At 61.6% G+C, this 16,732-nt stretch carries 9 protein-coding genes; 7 read left to right on the top strand and 2 right to left on the bottom strand.

All coding sequences use genetic code 11. The annotated features are described in order from the left end of the window. Positions 1-52: 52 nt before the first annotated feature. Positions 53-2,878 (top strand): condensation domain-containing protein, encoded by a 2,826-nt coding sequence (locus PL640_RS18720; RefSeq protein WP_271363016.1) that lies wholly within the window; start codon positions 53-55, stop codon positions 2,876-2,878. Between the two features lie 307 nt (positions 2,879-3,185). Here the strand turns inward: PL640_RS18720 and PL640_RS18715 are convergent, their stop codons facing one another. Continuing rightward, positions 3,186-4,532, bottom strand: a complete 1,347-nt coding sequence (locus PL640_RS18715) for a condensation domain-containing protein (RefSeq protein ID WP_271363015.1) — start codon at positions 4,530-4,532, stop codon at positions 3,186-3,188. A 53-nt stretch (positions 4,533-4,585) separates the two neighbouring features. Next, complete coding sequence (locus PL640_RS18710) at positions 4,586-9,043, bottom strand: amino acid adenylation domain-containing protein (protein ID WP_271363014.1); 4,458 nt, start codon at positions 9,041-9,043, stop codon at positions 4,586-4,588. A gap of 81 nt (positions 9,044-9,124) precedes the next feature. Between PL640_RS18710 and PL640_RS18705 the strand changes: the two genes are divergently transcribed. The 6 genes from PL640_RS18705 to PL640_RS18680 all read left to right on the top strand — a co-directional run bounded on the left by PL640_RS18705 (position 9,125) and on the right by PL640_RS18680 (position 16,467). Beyond that, complete coding sequence (locus PL640_RS18705; RefSeq protein ID WP_271363013.1) at positions 9,125-10,300, top strand: isochorismate synthase; 1,176 nt, start codon at positions 9,125-9,127, stop codon at positions 10,298-10,300. Between the two features lie 29 nt (positions 10,301-10,329). Continuing rightward, positions 10,330-11,958 carry a (2,3-dihydroxybenzoyl)adenylate synthase gene (locus PL640_RS18700; RefSeq protein ID WP_271363011.1) on the top strand — a complete coding sequence of 543 codons (1,629 nt, stop codon included), beginning with the start codon at positions 10,330-10,332 and terminating at the stop codon, positions 11,956-11,958. A gap of 84 nt (positions 11,959-12,042) precedes the next feature. Continuing rightward, positions 12,043-12,912: an isochorismatase gene (locus PL640_RS18695; protein WP_271363009.1), complete on the top strand. Its 870-nt coding sequence runs from the start codon at positions 12,043-12,045 to the stop codon at positions 12,910-12,912. Positions 12,913-12,925: 13 nt separating this feature from the next. After that, complete coding sequence (gene dhbA, locus PL640_RS18690) at positions 12,926-13,681, top strand: 2,3-dihydro-2,3-dihydroxybenzoate dehydrogenase (RefSeq protein WP_271363007.1); 756 nt, start codon at positions 12,926-12,928, stop codon at positions 13,679-13,681. A 26-nt stretch (positions 13,682-13,707) separates the two neighbouring features. Then, on the top strand, positions 13,708-14,424 hold the full coding sequence (locus PL640_RS18685) for a 4'-phosphopantetheinyl transferase family protein (protein WP_271363006.1): 717 nt from the start codon (positions 13,708-13,710) through the stop codon (positions 14,422-14,424). Positions 14,425-14,553: 129 nt separating this feature from the next. Continuing rightward, the gene (locus PL640_RS18680; protein WP_271363005.1) at positions 14,554-16,467 is read left to right on the top strand and encodes a PhoX family protein; all 1,914 of its coding nucleotides are present in this window, start codon (positions 14,554-14,556) and stop codon (positions 16,465-16,467) included. Positions 16,468-16,732 lie beyond the last annotated feature (265 nt).

Below are 16,732 nucleotides of genomic sequence, written 5' to 3'. Positions count from 1 at the left end.
GCCTGGCGCGATGTCCCTGAACATTTCCCAGAACATGTCCAAGGAGAGGACCATGGCAGCAGACAATACGCGTATGCTCGCACGTCGCGTCGAAGAGAGCTTCGACAGAGGCGACGCAGCACCGCCGAGCCAATATGAAGAGCAGATCTGGTTCAAGCAGTTTCAGGACCCCGATCAGGTCTTCCGGCATCTTCTCGCCTACCGCATCGGCGAAGAATGCGACCTGTTGCGCCTGACCGCAGCGCTGAAGACGATCGGCGAAGCCTGGCCCGAGCTTCGCGTACGCTTTGCCTTCGGAGAGGATGGCGCCCTTTCAAAAAGCATCGAAGCCCTGTCCGCCTCCGATGTGCAATTGCTGCAGGTGCCATCGTCAGCGGAAGCCCTCGCCCTTCTGCACGACCTTCAGGCAAGGCCCTTCGACGCCGAAACCGACCCGTCCTTCCAGGCGGTGGTGCTGTTGAATGAAGGGGAAACCCTGCTGGCCTTCCTGGTCCATGGCCTGCTCGGCGAAGTCCTCTCGCCGCAAATCCTGCTGGATGGCATTTCCGCCGCCTATGCCGGTGAGACACCAAAACCGCTTTCCGCTCGCAAGGTCGAAGATGGCGGTATCAACCCGCTTCCACTCGGCTGGCTGCAGCGCCCGGCCTCCGGCTCAGCAGTCGTGGCGTTGCGGCAAAACAGGCTGGAGAGGCCGGCAAGCCACAGCCATGGCGTCGATCTTCCCGCCACACTGCTCGGCCTCAACAGTTCTACCGCGACAAATGCGCTTCTGGCGCGTGCCGGTGCGCGTTTCGCCCTGTTCCTCGCGGCAGGCGACGGTCCCGAAACCGTGACGCTCCGCCTGCAAAACGATGCCCCTACGCCACCTTCAGCGGAGGCTGCATCGCGGATATCGATCTCGCGTCACCAATCGCCCGAACAGGCTGAAAAAGCCGTATTGGCAGGACTGGAACAGCGAAACGACAATGATGACGCGCCCGCCACCTTCACACTGCATGTGTTGGCGGCGCCTGTTCAGCCCGTATCGGAGCATGGCCTCCAGTTCGAACCCCTGCTCCTGCCCTCCCTGCAATCCGGTCTTGGCCTCACCCTCGCCGCTGGCCCGACAGCCGCTGGCGACATCCGTCTCGAACTGACGGGCGGTAAGGAAATGTCGCCGCATGCGACGGCCTTCCTGCTGGAGCGTTTCGTCAGCCATCTCGAAGGCGGCGCAGATTTTTCCGGCATCGTACCTCAAAATGCCTCCGCAGCATCGGAGCAGCCGGCTCGCCTATCCGCCCACCCTGGCGATGACGCCACCGCCACGACCATCCTTGCCGAATTCCGAGAGGCGCTTGCCTCACCCGATATGGGACCGGACGACGATTTCTTCGATTTCGGCGGTCATTCGCTGATCGCCACCCGCATCATCGGGCGTCTGCTCAGCAATCACGGCATAGAGCTGCGTTTCAACGACCTTTTCAGCTATCCAACCGCCGCCGCGCTCGCCACACAGGCGACCCATCTCGAAACTGCTGCGCCCGCACATGCGGAAGCGACGGAAACCGGCTCGCTGACCGCGCCGCTTTCGCTGGCGCAGATGTCGCTCTGGAAGGCCTATGCCGCCTTCGGTTTCGGCGAGATATTCAATATTCCCTTCGCGCTCGATTTCCTCGATCCCGTCGATGAAAACGCTTTCGAATGCGCCTTCCTCGACATCATCGAGCGCCACCCCGGCCTGCGCACCCATTTTTACGTCGAAAACGACACGGTTCTGCAGAAGATCGTGCCGATGCACGACATGCCCGGTTACAAATGGTTCTGGACCAGCGAAGAAAGCCAGGGTGTGGACCGCCACGCAGAGGCCGGCTGGCGGTTCGATCTTGCGCGTGAATTGCCGATACGGCTACGCTTCCTGCGGGATGCACAGACCGGCCGGCAGGTGCTGTCCTTCCTCTTCCACCACATCGTGCTGGACGAATGGTCGGTGAACCTGATGATGGACGAACTGACCGAAGCCTACCGGGCAAGAGTGGCCGGCAAGGCCCCGGTTTTTGCAACCAAACCTGCGCCCTTCCATGAATTTGCCAGAAAACAGGTCGCCTCAGGCGTCAATGCCGGCCACCTTGCCTATTGGACCGATATGTTGCGGGATGCGCCGAAGGGCCTTGCCCTCAACGGGCAGGATAGCACCCCGCACGAGGCATCGCAGGATGAAGCGCCGGCCGGCGGCTGGGTCGAATTCAAGCTTGAAAAGCACGTCAGCGACGGGCTCTACGCCATTGCCAAGCAGAACAGCGCCTCGCTGTTCAACGTGGTTTATGCGGCAATCGCCGCATCGCTGCGCCATCTGGGTGGCTTGACCGATCTCGTGGTCGGCACCTCGGCTTCGGGCCGTACGGATAGCGGATATTTCGACACCATCGGCTATTTCACCACGGTCGTCGCCCATCGCGTGCGTTTCGGCGAGAACATGACCGTTGGCGAGCTGATTTCTTCGGTGAAGAACACCATCAACGGCTCACTGGAACACAGCGAAATCCCGATCGATCTCGTCGAGGAAGCGCTGGGCATGACGCCCGGCCGCGACCATCTGTTCGAGGTCTTCATCCAGATTCACGCCAGGAACAAGCTGAATGGCACGCTTGCCAGACCAGATGGCAAACCGGTGGAGTTCCGCCAGATCGACCCCGACAAGCACGAATCCATGCTGGGGCTGCAATTCGAGGTAATGGAAGAAATGATCGGCGGTGAACGCTCCATCCGCGTGCTGATGAGCTACCGTTCGGACCGCTACGGCCCGCAGGACGTCGAGCGGCTGCGCAACACCACCAGCGGCGTCTTCAGCCGCTTTGCCGAAGCCGGCGCTTCGAGCAAGGTGCTGACAACCCTCGCCTGAGCTGGACTTGGGCAAGGAAAACCCGGCTTCGCTTAGCGGAGCTGGGTTATTTTTGCCTATGAATGCTGATGAGAATGTATTGACGCGGCCCCTGCATCCGCACGCCGTCACCCCGGGCTTGGTCCGGGGTCCAGTGCGATCAAGTCCTTGATCGCGAGAGAGGCCTTTCACGGCGCAGACGCGCCGTGGCTGGATGCCGGATCTAGTCCGGCATGACGGAAAAGGGATTATCCGTCTTTATCGGCAACATATACCCGGCCTCACACCCTGAAGCCGGCCTAGCATTCACCCACAGTCGTCCCCCCCCTCAAACCGCCAAACGGAACGCCGTAGACGCCTCCGCCGCCACAAGCGTCAGCACCTCTTCGCGCAGCATGGCATCAAGGAACAATGGCAGTTCCGCGCGATAACGGGCGAAATCCTCCGCTTGCGTCAGTACCGAATCCGCATCGATATGCAGGTTCAGGTCGCTGCCGTCATCTTCGCCGCGGAAGGTGAGGTTGAATCCATCGCCGGGACCATTGGCCAGAATGTGCCGCGCGACGCCGAGCCCGGCAAAGACCGGCGCGCTGAAGGGCAGGACATTGATGAGCGGCGAGAAGAAGAAGCGCCGGCCCTTCGAGATTTCCCGGTCGGCGGCGATCTGCTCGATGCGGTAACGGCCATGCAGGCGTTGGCGGCGCAGGTTGGCGGCATTGCGCGCCAGAAATGCGCCGACGCTTTCCTGCGGCTCGATCGTGAGGTGGAAGGGCAGGATATTGACGAGCATGGCCGGCATATGCGCACCGACACTGCCCCAGCGGCTCATGAAAGGCAGCCACAAGGTCAGCACATCACGGTCCGGACGTGGCAAAACCCGGTGAAGATAAAGACCGGACAGCAATACCAGAAGATCAGGCCAGCCAATTTCCAGACGGCCGGCTATCTGCTGTAACCGCGTGCTGAAACCCTGCGGCAAGGCCGCATCGGCATGCAGGCCGCCGCCGCCGTAATCCTCGCAATCCTTGTCCAGCACGGGCAGATCGGCGGAGGCTGAAAGATAGTCCGCCCAGAAATCGCGGTCCTTTTCGAAACGCCGGCTCTGCCTGTAGGCATCCTCTTCGGAGAGGAAACTGGCGAAGGGGTGGAAATCCGGTCCCGCTTCGCCCTTGCCGCAATAATGCCCGTAAAGCTGGCCGCAACGCTGCTCCACCAGCGTCAGCCCATAGCCATCCACGACGATGTGATGGGCGCGGATGTACCAGAGATAACGATCATCGGCGATGCGGTAGAGCAGCTGCGCGGAAAGCCTGTCGGTTCTGAGATCCAGCCTCGCCTCCACATCGGCGTTCATGCGCCGCAGCGCCTCTTCAAAGGGCGATGGATCCGTGCGGAGATCAACAACCGTCACCACCGGGGCATGGCCGGCATCGCAGCATTGCTGCGGCGTCTCGCCATCCTCACCGATGCGAAAACGGATCGACAGAACCTCGGACTCGCGCACCGTGCGGGTGATCGCCTGAAGGAGCGCGCCTTCGTTCACCGCACCCGAAAGATCGATGTAATGGGCGACCGTGGAAACCGGCTCGTCTGGATGGAAGGAGAACTCCTCCCAGAAATCGAGTTGCGGCTGGGTCAGTGGAAGCCAGCCGCCGGCAGGATCGATATGCGCCATCTGTTTTTCCTTGAACTATTCCTGTTGCCGGGCGCCGCCCGAAATGATTGGGATCACGCCGCCTTCACAGCCAGAAGCGAAGTCACCTGCCTGGCGTTGCGGCACCGCAGAAGCTGCTGCGGCGTCAGTTCAACGCCAAAGGCGGTGCGGATTTCCGCCGAAACGGCCTTCAGATGCGATGGCAGGAGGCCAAGCGCGAGCAGATCACTGCCTGCATCCACCGTCGCCGATTTTTTGCCCAGCACGCCGAGATAGATATCCAGCACCCGGCGGTGGCCCTGGTCGACGGCGGTAACCGCAGGTGCGGAGATTTTTACCGGTTCCGCGCCACCCACCGCAGCCATCAGCAACTCCCGCGCCCGGCGGCGATCCGGCTTGCCATTGGCCGAAAGCGGCAGGTCATCAACCTTGAGGAACCGGCCAGGCACATGCGATTCCGGCAGATGGCTGCGGGCGAAATTGCGCAGATCAGCGCTGGAGAGTTCAAGGCCGGGGGCGGTGACATAAAGCACGCCAATGGCCGCCTCGCCCTTTTGCTCGACGCCATAGTCCACCACCAGCACCCGCTGGATGGCGGGATGGCGAATGAGTTCGTTTTCCACATCCGGCAGCGAGACGCGCACACCGCGCACCTTGACGTAGCCATTGACCCGGCTTGCAAACATGATCTTGCCATCCGGCCGGTAGCGACCCCGGTCACCGGTACGGAAGGCGCGCACCGGCTTGCCTTCGGGATCATCCACCGTGACGAAATCCGTCTGGGTGATGGCGCCGTCCTCCAGATAACCGATCGCCACATTCACGCCGACCGTATGGATGCGGCCAACGACACCGGCCGGGCAATGCTGGCCCTGATCGTTGAGGATGAAATAACGATTGGCCGGCAGGGGATGGCCATAGGGGATGGCCGCGACATCCTCCGCAACGATCTCGTGCCAGATGCTCCAGATCGTCGTTTCAGTCGGGCCGCCGAGCGATATCAGCCGCAGATCGGGCTTCAGCCGGCGCAGCTCTTCGATGATGACGGGCTTGATGTAATCGCCGCCCTGCGCCACGAGCCGGAGTGACGCAAGCTGGTCGCCACGGCGGCAAGACAGCAGCATTTCAAGGATGGCCGGCACGGAGCACCAGAGCGTCACGCCATGTTCGGCCACCAGTTCGTTCCAGCGCACCGCATCCTTTTCCTCGCCCGGTTCCGGCAGCACCAGCGTCGCGCCTGCGACCAGCGCGCCGAGAACATCGAAGACCGACATGTCGTGGTGCAGCGGCGTGACCGAAATGAACACGTCCTTTTCCGTAACCGCCCATTCCGCAAGCGTGCTGCCGATGACATTGGCGGTGGCGCGGTTGGAAAGCACGACGCATTTCGGCTTGCCGGTGGTGCCTGACGTGTAGAGATAATAAGCCGGCTCCTCGCTGCGGGACAACGCCCCCAGTTCCGTCAGGGCAACAGGCGTTCCCGCCGGGGCGGGCGTGGCGAGAAGCACCTCCGGTTCGACGGCCTCGAAGCCCTGCGGAACGCTGCGGGCAACGATGATGGCCGGGCGGCAATTGGTCAGCAGATAGCGCAGCCGGTCTTCCGGCGAGCCGGCATCAACAGGCACCCAGATGGCGCCTGTCAGTGCCGCGGCGAGCGTGATGGCCGTATGTTCAGGGCTGCGCGGCAGGCACACCGCCACGACATCTCCTCGACCTATATTACGGGCCTTGAGGCCTGCCATCGCACCGGCCACCATCTCACCGAGTTCACCGTAAGAGATGCGCCGTTTACCGCTGACGAGCGCGGTGCGCGACGGGTCACCCTCGAAAAGATGCGCGGCGATCCGTTCCAGAAATGGCGGGCAGACGAAACTCCGCTCGTCGCCGTTCAGCCGATAATGGGACAGGTCGACAATATCGCGCGCTTTGAAAGCGTAAGCGCTGTTATCCGTGATCGCGGCAATCGTACGCTCGATGGCCGCGAGAATATTCCCGACCATTGCGGCATCGATCGCCTCTTCGGCATAGTCGATATCGAGGACGAGATCCCCCTGCGGATTTTGCGAAAAGCGGAAGTCCAGCGCCACCTGCGGTGTCTGCGTGAGACCGTCCGTCCAGCGCATGGTCGATTCGGGCGACAGCGTCGGCCAGCTCAGGCCGTTGGTGATGACCACCGGCAAAGCGAGCCCGCCCGCATTGGCATTGAGAAGCACGCGATTGAGGTCGATGCCGGAAAAAGCAAGGTGGTTCAGGCCTTCCAGCACATCCGTCTGCAGCCCAGCGGCCCGCTCGGCAAAGTCCCCTTTTGCCGCATTCCATTCGACTGCAATGAAGCTCGAACGATTGGCGAAGGCTCCTTCCACCTGCGGGGCGACAGGAATGCCGACAACGAGGGCGCCTTCATTCAGCCAGCGCGACAGCACATCGAGGATCACCGCCGTCAGCGCCGAATTCTTGAACAGCCGTTCTTTCGCGCCGATGCGGGAAAAGGCGGCAAAGCGCTGTTTTTCAACGGTCAGGCTCTGACGGCTGTAACGCGAGACGGCGATGGTTTCGAGCGGAGCTTTCCACGGCAGCTGCGACGGCACTTCAGCAGTTTTCAGCTTTTCCGTCCAATAGGCGGCATCTTCGGCACGGGCCGCCGCCATATCTTCTTTCGGCGTTTTGGCCACAACGGCAACCTCCGCCGGCAGGACGCCATCGAAAAGTTCCGCCGCAAGGCTCGCTATCGCACGGCCATCGAGGATGAGCGCATCGAAACGCAGAAAAGCCACGACACGGTCAGCCGTTGCCTCACGCGCAGGGAGGCGGAAGACCGTGACCTGCCAGGGCGAGGCGGCAAGATCAAAATGGGCATGGGAAAAATCCCGTCGCAAGGCGTTCATTCGCGCTTCCGCTTCAGTAGAAGACAGCGCAGAAAGATCAACAATATCAAGGTTGATCTTCAACTCGTCGCTGACGACCTGTACCAGCCGCCGCTCATCGATGCGGGTGCGCAGGCTCTCATGTCGCTCCACCATGGCGGAAAGACGCGACTGCAGCAGGGCCGGGTCGATGCTGCCGCGATATTCGCGAAACTCCTGCATCGCCACGCCGCTGAGCGGCAGATGGGTGCCGCGCCCCAGCAGATAGGCCTGTTGCAGGGGTGAGAGAGGACGTTCCATCGGTTTTCCTTTCGCCTCGGCTGCCGGTTTCGGTTGCCGTGCGCCAAATCGTTCCACGCTTTCGGAAACGAGATCAGGACTATCCGCCAGCTGGCGAAGAAGCCCTGTGTAGGCTTCAAACAGGGCGCGCAACCAATGTTCCGGCAGCGCATCGAGCCGCACATCCCAGTTGATCAGCAGACCCCCATCGAGCGCCGCGACCTGCGCATCCAGCGCGACCCCCGGCCCTTGCGAGACGGTGTGGACCATGGAGCCGAACACACGCCCGACAGTTTCCGAAAACAATTCCCCGCCCGCCAGATCGACGCCGGCGGTGAAGACCACGGGTGAGTTCTGCAAGCCGCCGCGCAGACGGGAGAGGTCGCGCATGACGCTGACGCCCGGATAGGACTGGTGGGCGAGAAGTCCGTTCATCTCGCCGAAAAGGCGGCCGAGCAGCGATTCCAGGCTTTCATCCGGCCTGATATCGACGCCGAGCACCAGCACATTGGAAAATTCGCCGACGACGCCATCGACCCCTTCCACCAGCGGCGCGCGCCAGAAAGCCGGCACGGACAGCCTGAACTTTTGCGCCTGTGTCGCCTGCGACAGTGCCACGGCGAAAACACCGAGCAACAGCACCGATGTCGTCACCGAGCAACGCCGCGCCGCCTGCTCCAGACTGCCTCGCTCGGCCGCTGAAAGCATGGTGGCGAAGCGATCCGTGTGAACGGCACGGGTGGCGTCTTCCGGCAAAAATGGCAGCGGCGGCGCATCGGGAATATCCGCAATATGCTGTCGCCACCACAGTCGGTCTCTTTCACGCAGGGTCCTCTGCTCCGGATCGGAGGCAAGACGCTCCACCCAGTCGAAAAAGGATGGTGCCACCTCTTCAGAAAGCGCGGTTTCGTCTTTGCCTTCGCCCTCGTCGTAAAGCCGGGCGAGATCCTCCATCACGATCCGAACGCTGGCGGGATCAACCGCCAGCATGTCGGTATCCACATGCAACCGGCTGCGTCCCTGCGGCAGCAGGCTGAGCGAGATCGCCGCCGGGGATGCGGTGCACAGATCGGTCTGCCGATGGCTCCAGTCCCGCCGTTTTGCCTCGAGCCGGCGCGCCAGAGCCTCCGAATCGAGGGCGGTCAGGTCTTCGACATCAAGGTGAAGCGGCCGGCCGAAGGGGTCGACGGATTGACGCCCCTCCGCATCGATCCTGAGGCTTAGCATGGGGTGACGCCGGCAAAGCTTTTCGACTGCAATGGCCAGTTTTTCCGCGTCAAATCCCTGCCCGTCGAACTCGAGGTAAAGATGGGGCGTAACTTTTCCGAGTATCCCATCCGCCTCTCGACCGACCCAATAGGCCACCTGCATCGGGGTTAAATTTCGCATGTGAGTTTGCACCGATTGACAAAACATGATTATTATAATCAAGTATAAGCCATCGTCAACCACTCGAACAGGAGGCATCCCATGAAAACGGGAGCACTCAGGACGAATGACGTCGAATCCGACGAAATTACTGATTTTAATAGAGAATTTTTGTTTACCTCCGGCACTGGGCAGTTGCGGGCCGAAGGAATTCGCGAAAGGATAACCCTTCCAGCCCGCGGTGGCGAAGACATGGCAAGCCCTTTGCAGCAGGCGATTAAGGGCGCTTTCGAACGGGCACGCCGGGCTGGACAGGACAATCCGATCGCGATTGGCGCAATCCCCTTCGATGTCAGCGAACCGTCATGCCTTTACATCCCAAACAACCATAAGTGGAGTCCGCGCGACGCGGTTCCGGTCGCCACTGATTCGGCCATGCCGGCGCTTGTCGGCCAAAACAGCCTGCCGGACGAGGCCGGTTTCAAACATGCCGTCGAGCATGCCATTCTCAATTTCCGCCATTCCGAAGTGCGCAAGGCGGTGCTTTCCGTCATGCGTGAACTGACCTTCGCCTCCGAGGTCAATGTCGAGAGATTGCTGGCCAGCCTCGCCAAGCAGAATCGCGAGGGTTACCAGTTCCGTATTCCGCTTCCGGAGGGCGGTGACCTGATCGGCGTCAGCCCGGAACTGCTCATCCGCAAGCAGGGTGAGAAGATCATCTCGAACCCCCTGGCCGGATCTGCGAAACGCATGACCGACCCGGTGGCGGACAAGGCCAATGCGGACCGGCTTTCGGCGTCGGAAAAGGACCACTACGAGCATAGTCTGGTGATCGAGGATATCCGTTCGCTGCTTTCGCCATGCTGCGCGGAACTCGACGTTCCGGAAAAACCCTCCCTCATCAATACGGCCGCACTCTGGCACCTTTCGACGCGCATCGAAGGCCGTCTTGCCGACCCGGAAACCAACGCGCTGCAACTGGCGTGCCTGCTGCACCCGACACCGGCCGTTTGCGGTTTCCCGACCGAACGCGCCCATCGCCTCATCCGTTTCGTCGAACCTTTCGAGCGTGGCCTGTTCACCGGCATGGTGGGCTGGACGGATGCGCAGGGCAATGGCGAATGGGTAGTGACGATCCGCTGCGGCACCGTGCAGCACCAGACCGTGCGGCTTTTCGCCGGCGCCGGCATCGTGGAGGCCTCGGAACCCGAATCCGAATGGGCCGAGGTGCAGACCAAGCTCAAAACCATGCTGAATGCCTGCGGTCTTTCCGCCTGAGCGCGACCGAACTTTCCCCGGGGATAACCATGACAATCGAATTTGAACGCTGGCCCGACGACCTGGCGCGCCTATACCGCGAGCGCGGCTATTGGATCGACAGGCCATTGAGCCGCATCCTCACCGAACAGGTGCAGCGCCAGCCGGATGCGACGGCGCTGATCTGCGGTGAGCGCCGCTTTACCTATGCCGAACTCGACCGGCAATCCTCCAATCTCGCAAGCCATCTTGCGGCGGCAGGCATCGGCAAGGGCGACACGGCACTGGTGCAATTGCCTAACATCGCCGAATTTTATCTCGTCTTTTTTGCACTGATCAAAATCGGCGCGGCACCCGTCAACGCGCTCTTCAGCCACCGCCGGCTGGAAATGACCTCCTATGCCGAACAGATCGCGCCCAAACTGGTGATTGCCTCGCGCAGCCATGAGCTTTTCGCCAATGACGCGTTTCTGGACGTGCTTAAGGCTTCCTCTCCGCAGCTCTCCCTGACCCTGTTGCTGGGCGCGACGGAGCCGCAACGCAGCCTTGAACGGATGCTTGCCGCGCCTGCGGAAAATCCGCCGACCTATGCCCCTTCGGCGGCAGACGAGGTGGCGCTGTTCCAGCTCTCCGGCGGCAGCACCGGAACGCCGAAACTGATCCCCCGGACGCATAACGACTATGATTACAGCGCCCGGGCCAGCGCGGAGATTTGCGAACTTTCGCCGCAGACCCGTTTTCTTTGCGCCATTCCGGTGGCTCATAATTACCCGATGAGTTCACCCGGAGCGCTCGGTGTATTTCACGCCGGCGGCACGGTGGTCATGGCCGCCAATCCGGAGCCGCTTGCCTGCTTCGATCTCATCGAAAAACACGGCATCGACATGGTGCCGCTGGTACCGCCGGCCGTGGCGTTGTGGTTGCAGGCAGCACCCGCACATCGCCAAAGGCTGAAATCCCTCAAGCTCCTGCAGGTCGGCGGCGCCAGCTTCGCCGAAGCGCTGGCCCGCCAGGTGCCGGAGGTGCTGGGTTGCGCGCTGCAGCAGGTCTTCGGCATGGCCGAAGGTCTGGTGAACTATACCCGCGCTGGTGATCCCGACCATCTCGTCTTCACCACGCAAGGACGGCCAATCAGCCCGGATGACGAAATCCGCATCGTTGACGAGGATGGCAATGATGTGCCCGAGGGCGAGGCCGGTATGCTGGCAACCCGCGGCCCCTATACGTTCCGGGGCTATTACCACGCGCCAGAACACAGCGCCCGGGTCTTCGACAAACAGGGCTTTTATTACTCCGGCGATGTGGTGCAGCGCACGCCCGAAGGGTATCTGCGGGTCGTCGGCCGGGTGAAGGACCAGATCAACCGCGGCGGCGAAAAGGTTGCCTCGGAAGAGGTGGAAAACCTGATCCTGCGGCATCCTGATGTGACGCATGCTGCACTGGTGGCGATGCAGGACGAACTTCTCGGTGAGAAAAGCTGCGTCTTCGTCGTCTCGCGCAATCCCGCGCTGAAAGCGCCGGCCATCCGCCAGCATCTCGCCGCGCTCGGCGTCGCGGATTACAAGCTGCCGGACCGGGTGCGTTTCATCGACGCCATGCCGCTTACCGCCGTCGGCAAGATCGACAAGAAACACCTGCGCGACCTGCTCGCGGCACCCCCTGTCGCCGTCAGTGCCTGACACGCGCTCTTATCGAAGGGGACGCTCTACAGGGCGTCCCAAATCACTATGCGCCGCCCGGCGCGCCAAACCACCGAGGTCTTCATGACGATCCCCACTATTTCCGATTATCCGATGCCGGTTGCCGCCAGCTTTCCGGCCAACAAGACAAAATGGCAGCCCGACGCGAAACGCGCCGTGCTGCTCATCCACGACATGCAGCGTTATTTCCTGCGGTTCTACGAGGCCGACGGCAAACTGATGACGACCCTCATCGACAATCTCGCGAAGGTGAAGGCATGGGCGGTTCAGAACGGCGTACCGGTCATCTACACGGCCCAGCCGCACGACCAGCCGCCCGGCGACCGGGCGCTGCTGAACGACATGTGGGGACCGGGCCTCACCGTCGTGGACCCGGAACTGCAGAAGGTGGTGGATAAGCTTGCCCCGACACCTGATGACGTGGTGCTGACCAAATGGCGCTACAGCGCCTTCCAGCGTTCCGATCTTGCCGAACGCATGAAGGGCTGGGGCCGCGACCAGATCATTGTCGGCGGCGTTTACGCCCATATCGGCTGCATGATGACGGCGGTGGAAGCTTTCATGAAGGATATCCAGCCCTTCATGATCGGTGACGGCGTCGCCGATTTTTCCGAGGCCGAGCACCGCATGGCGCTGCAATATGTGGCGACACGCTGCGGCGTGGTGATCGACACCGCAAGCCTCGTCGGCGCCGGAGAGACTGCCGACACCCGCGAATGGCTGAAAGCCCGTGTCCTGCAGCTTGTGGAGGACGAAAGCGATATCGACCCCGACGAGAACCTGATCTTTTACGGGCTGGATTCCCTGCAGGTCATGAAACTCGCCGGCGAACTGAAGGAACGCGGCGTCACCGTCGGCTTCGATGAGCTTGCGCGTGTGCCCACACTTTCCGCCTGGTGGACACTGATCGACGAAAAGCGGCTTGCAGCCTGAGCGGACAGACAAGATGACGCAACAGAGATTTACCGGGCGGCGTGTGCTGGTGACGGGCACGGCCCAGGGCATCGGCCGCCGCATCGCCGAACGTTTCATCGAGGAAGGGGCCGAAGTCATCGGCCTCGACCTTCTGGCTGGCACAGCGGAAGCACCCTTCCGCCAGATCGCCCTCGACATCACCGACGCCGCGGCGGTGGAGAGAGTATGCAAGGCAATCGAAAGCGAATGGGGCGGCCTTGATATCCTCGTCAACGCCGCAGGCATTTTGCGGCTTGGAGACAGCGAAAGCCTGACGCCGGAAGACTGGAAAGCCTGCATGGATGTCAATGCCGCAGGCCCGTTCCATCTGCTGCGGCAATGGAGTGGCGCCTTCAAACGGCAGCGGCGTGGCGCGATCGTCAATGTCGGCTCCAATGCAGCCGTGGTGCCGCGCATCGGCATGATGGCCTATTGCGCTTCCAAGGCAGCTTTGGTCAGCCTCAGCCATTGCGCCGCCCTTGAACTTGCGCCCTATGGCGTGCGCTGCAACGTGGTCTCGCCCGGCTCCACCGATACGCCGATGCTGGCCGGCATGCTGAGCGATCCCACCGGCAAGGAACGGCTCGTCGCCGGCCTGCCGGAGCAGTTCAAGCTCGGTATTCCGCTTGGCAAGATTGCAAGACCGGATGATATAGCCGATACGGTGCTGTTTCTCGCCTCCGATCAGGCTGGCCACGTGACGATGCAGCAGATCGTGGTTGATGGCGGCGCAACGCTCGCGGCCTGATCTCGCCGGCGTAGTGAGGGACAGATATGGCGATCATGCCGGCATTGCATAACGAGACTGTTTTCGGCAACCAGCCGGAAGCGGTCTGGCCGTGGCCGGATGACAGCAGCGATTGCCATTGCCTCACCCTTCGTTACAGCCCCGACGACGAAACCGGTGGCAGCATCGCCCCTGCCCTGCCAGCACAGCTGCTGCGGGCGGTGCCGAGACGCAAGGCGGAGTTTCTGGCGGGACGCAGATGCGCGGCGGAAGCCATACGCCGCCTTACCGGCCACGCATCATTTCCCGGAATGGGAGAGGACCGCGCGCCGATCTGGCCCGAAGGTGTGGTCGGCGCGATTTCTCATAGCAGTGATCGGGCAATTGCCCTTGCTGGCTCCAGCAGCAGGTTTCTCGGCATCGGCATCGATATCGAGAAACGCCTGAGCGAAGAAGAAGCCCGCGATATTGCTTCGCAGACCTTGACGGCGCATGAGCTTCACAGCCTCGGCAACATTGTCGATCCCTTCATGACCGGGCTCATTTTTTCGGCCAAGGAGAGCCTGTTCAAGGCGCTTTATCCGACGGTGAAACGGCTTTTCTTTTTCGAAGCAGCCGAATTATCCGCTTACGACGCGGATGGCTCGGGGTCCCTTCGCCTGACCGCCGATCTCACCGGCAATTGGCTTGAGGGAACGGAGATCGCCTTCCGCTTTGGCCATTTCGAAGACCTCCTGCTCACCCGCATCCTTCTCCCGCAATGAGGGAAAAACAACGGTTTCTGTTCCCATAAACTCATATTTAAAGCCACTCCTCCCGTCATCCGTGTGAAATACTCAAACGGTACGCAGCTTGTTGGAATGATTCCAAACATGCAACGGTGGAGACACGACATGACCGACATCGATACGAGCAAACTGTCCTGGGACGAATGGGATGAACTGCAAAACCCGCCGCCGGCCGAAACCGATTTCGACCGCGTGGTCGAAACCGCGATTTCCCGCCGCGGTTTCCTCGGCGGTGTGCTGGCCTTCGGCTCGGCCGCAGCTGCCATGGGCACGCTTGGCAACCTGATGGCAAGCACTTCGGCCGAAGCGCAGGAAGCCGCCGCTGGCCGCTTCCCCTTCAAACCGGTGGCGGCCGCAACCGACCACACCATTCACGTGCCGGAAGGTTACAGCTGGAAGCCGGTTGCCAAATGGGGCCAGCCGCTGTTTTCCAACGTTCCCGATCTCGACCCGACCAAGGGTGTCAGCGTTGAAAACTCCGACAAGGTCTTTGGTGAAAATACCGACGGCATGGAACTCTTCATGGTCGGCGCTCACCAGCTGATCGCCGTCAACCATGAATATGTGAACCCTGAAATCAACCTGCCGCACACGGACAAGGGCAACCCGAAGACGGCCGACGACGTAAAGATCCTGCAGAACATGCAGGGCGTTACCATCATGGAAGTGGTGGAAGGCAACGAGGGCTGGGAAATCGTTCTCGACAGCCCGTTCAACCGCCGTATCCACCACAACACGCCGATGAAGCTTTCCGGCCCGGCCGCAGGCTCCGAGCTCGTCAAGACCGCCGCCGATCCCGACGGTATCGACTGTCTCGGGACCTTCAACAATTGCGGCGCAGGCCGCACGCCCTGGGGCACCTACCTCACCTGCGAAGAAAACTTCAACGGCTATTTCGGCACCACCGATGCCGCCTTCAAGCTGCCCGATGACTACAAGCGTTACGGCATCGTGGCCGAAACTCGCTACGCCTATGAGAAGTTCGACGCGCGTTTCGACGTTGCCAAGAACCCGAACGAGCCGCGCCGCGCCGGTTACGTGGTCGAGATCGATCCTTCGGACGCCTCCTCCACCCCGATCAAACGCACCGCGCTTGGCCGCATCAAGCACGAAAACGCCGCCGTGGTGATTGCCCGTGACGGCCGTGTCGTCGTTTACATGGGTGACGACGAGCGTGGCGAATTCCTCTACAAATTCGTCTCCAACGGCATTTACGTGCCGGGCGGCGACACCTCCAGGCTGCTCGACGAAGGCACGCTTTATGTCGCCAAGTTCGCCGATGACGGCGCAGGCGAATGGGTGGCTCTGACGCCTGAAAGCACCGGCATGAAGATCGACGAAATCTGCGTCTTCACCCGCCAGGCCGCCTCGAAGGTGGGTGCGACCACCATGGACTGTCCGGAATGGGTCGCCATCAACCCGGTCGCCATCGAAGCCTATTGCGCGCTGACCAACAATAGCCGCCGTGGCGAAGTCAAAGACGGCAAGCTGCGTTCCAACGCCGGCGGCGACGCCATGGCCATCAATGCCGCCAACCCGCGCGAGAAGAACGAATACGGCCAGATCGTGCGCTGGTATCCGGAAAATGACGACCATGCGGACGCGAAGTTCAAGTGGGACCTGTTCTGCATGGCCGGCAATCCTTCCGTGCACAAGGACGCCTTTGCCGGCTCCTCGAACATCAACGAAGGCAACATGTTCAACTCGCCCGACGGCATGATGTTCGACAGTACCGGTCTCCTCTGGATCCAGACCGATGGCGAGGACAGCAACGAAGGCAACTTCGCCGGCCAGGGCAACAACCAGATGCTGGCGGGCGACCCGGCCACCGGCCGCATCGAGCGTTTCCTGACGGCACCTAAGGGTTCCGAAGTCACCGGCCAGACCTGGTCCGGCGACAAGCGCACCCACTTCGTCGGCATCCAGCACCCCGACGCCCCCTTCCCGGATGGCGAAGGCAAGCTGCCACGCTCGGCCGTCATCGCCATCAAGCGTGACGATAACGCGCAGATCGGCTGACGTTTTTGTGCGAACGGAGCCGGATTGCCATAGATCGCGATCCGGTTCCGCAATAAAAAGCACCGTGCGCCTGATGGGCGCACGGTGTGAGGCTGACGATAAGTACGAGCAGCCTTGTCGTCATGCCGATCTCCAACCGGCTCCAGTTGCGACGCGCCTGCGCCACGATACAATTTTCTCCTGCAACCGAAGACTTGATCACCGTGCCGCCGTACCCGCTTCGCGCTGACGGATGTGCATGCGGATATTGCAGATCAGCCCGAAG

Origin of the sequence: Agrobacterium sp. ST15.16.024, assembly GCF_027956545.1 — a bacterium.
Classification (GTDB): domain Bacteria; phylum Pseudomonadota; class Alphaproteobacteria; order Rhizobiales; family Rhizobiaceae; genus Agrobacterium; species Agrobacterium cucumeris.
The sequence above is the reverse complement of the archived record's forward strand: the minus strand, read 5'-3'. Positions and strand labels throughout refer to the sequence as shown.

Coding starts and splice junctions, on each gene's coding strand:
- dhbA (WP_271363007.1), top strand. CDS start 12,926: ATGACGCAACAGAGATTTACCGGGCGGCGTGTGCTGGTGACGGGCACG.
- PL640_RS18705 (WP_271363013.1), top strand. CDS start 9,125: ATGAAAACGGGAGCACTCAGGACGAATGACGTCGAATCCGACGAAATT.
- PL640_RS18720 (WP_271363016.1), top strand. CDS start 53: ATGGCAGCAGACAATACGCGTATGCTCGCACGTCGCGTCGAAGAGAGC.
- PL640_RS18685 (WP_271363006.1), top strand. CDS start 13,708: ATGGCGATCATGCCGGCATTGCATAACGAGACTGTTTTCGGCAACCAG.
- PL640_RS18715 (WP_271363015.1), bottom strand. CDS start 4,532: ATGGCGCATATCGATCCTGCCGGCGGCTGGCTTCCACTGACCCAGCCG.
- PL640_RS18700 (WP_271363011.1), top strand. CDS start 10,330: ATGACAATCGAATTTGAACGCTGGCCCGACGACCTGGCGCGCCTATAC.
- PL640_RS18680 (WP_271363005.1), top strand. CDS start 14,554: ATGACCGACATCGATACGAGCAAACTGTCCTGGGACGAATGGGATGAA.
- PL640_RS18710 (WP_271363014.1), bottom strand. CDS start 9,043: ATGCGAAATTTAACCCCGATGCAGGTGGCCTATTGGGTCGGTCGAGAG.
- PL640_RS18695 (WP_271363009.1), top strand. CDS start 12,043: ATGACGATCCCCACTATTTCCGATTATCCGATGCCGGTTGCCGCCAGC.